The sequence below is a fragment of the Halorubrum sp. AD140 genome (assembly GCF_034497445.1).
In the GTDB taxonomy this organism is placed as follows: Archaea; Halobacteriota; Halobacteria; order Halobacteriales; family Haloferacaceae; genus Halorubrum.
The window spans coordinates 1-1,260 of record NZ_JAXRUU010000235.1 but is presented as its reverse complement, the minus strand read 5'-3'; the positions used below and the strand labels follow the sequence as shown (position 1 = coordinate 1,260).

Annotated in this window: 2 protein-coding genes; one reads left to right on the top strand and one right to left on the bottom strand. The window is 73.8% G+C overall.

Features of this window, described 5'->3' with window-relative positions:
- Positions 1-48: 48 nt before the first annotated feature.
- On the top strand, positions 49-825 hold the full coding sequence (locus U4E84_RS17770) for a metallophosphoesterase (RefSeq protein WP_322533404.1): 777 nt from the start codon (positions 49-51) through the stop codon (positions 823-825).
- Positions 826-849: 24 nt separating this feature from the next.
- Here the strand turns inward: U4E84_RS17770 and U4E84_RS17765 are convergent.
- The coding region (locus U4E84_RS17765; protein WP_322533403.1) for a hypothetical protein at positions 850-1,260 on the bottom strand (411 nt) is incomplete at its 5' end.

Genomic DNA, 1,260 nt, shown 5'->3' with positions numbered 1-1,260 from the left:
GAGCGGGCAGTGCTACGAGCCCGGCGACGGGCTGCTCAAGCCGATCTGATGGGGGCCGCCGCGTCGCCCGCCGTCGAACCGGTCGTCGGGGAGCCCGCGGCCGTGGCCGACCTCGGCGGGGAGCGCGCGCTGCTCGTCGCCGACGTCCACGCCGGCATCGAGGTCGGCCTGCGCTACGAGCGCGGCGTCGAACTGGACTCCCGAGCCGACGCGCGCCGCGAGCGGCTCTGTTCCCTCCTCGACGAGACCGACGCCGACCGGCTCGTCGTCCTCGGCGACCTCGCGCACCGGATCGGCGCGCCCGACGGCGACGAGCGCGCGGAGCTGGAGACGCTGATCGCCGCCGTCACCGACCGCGTTCCGATGACGCTCGTCGAGGGGAACCACGACGCGGGCGTCGCGGAGGCGTTCGCGGACGACCTCGACGTGATCGGCGCGGGCGGCGGCGTGCTCGGGGAGACCGTCGCCGTCTGCCACGGCCACACGTGGCCGGACCCGGAGCTCCTCGACGCCGGCGTGGTGTGCATGGGCCACGAGCACCCACAAGTGCGGCTGGCGGACGCAGTCGGCGGCTCGCGAGCCGAGCGCGCGTGGCTCCGTGGGGAACTCGATCCCGCGGCGTTCGTGGAAGACGGGGGACACGAGGGAGACGGTCCCGTCCCGCCCGAACTCGTCGTCTTCCCCGCGTTCAACGAGCGGTCCGGCGGGACGTGGGTGAACGTCGAGGGGCAGTCGTTCCTCGCGCCGTTCCTCCCGGACGCGCTGCCGGCCGGCGACGCGTACCTGCTCGACGGGACGCGGCTCGGGGAATTCCGGCGGGTGTGAACCGACGAGAAAACGCGAGCGCGGCTACCCCTCGACCGGCCGGAACCTGAAGCCGTCCCAGTCCTGACTCTCGGGTTCGCGGATCCCGGCGCCCGGCTCGCGCAGTTCGTCGGCGTAGACGGGCTCGACGCGGTCGCCGATGTCGACGTCGAACTGCTCGCCGGCTCCGTCCGCGTCGCCGCTTTCCCCGTCGCGCTCCGCGATCTGCCCGAGCGCGCGGACCGGCGGCCCGTCGTAGTCGTCGCCCATATCGAACTCGACGATGGCGAGGGTGTTCGGCTCACGAACGCCCGGTGGCGTCGCGGTCGACGTCGTCCACGTGACGACCCGGCCCTCGTACTCGCGGAGGTCGATCGTCCCGACGCGCTCGGCGCCGTTCGGGCCGACGGTGTGGGACGGATACGTGACCGTGCCATCCGCGTACTCCGCGGCCTC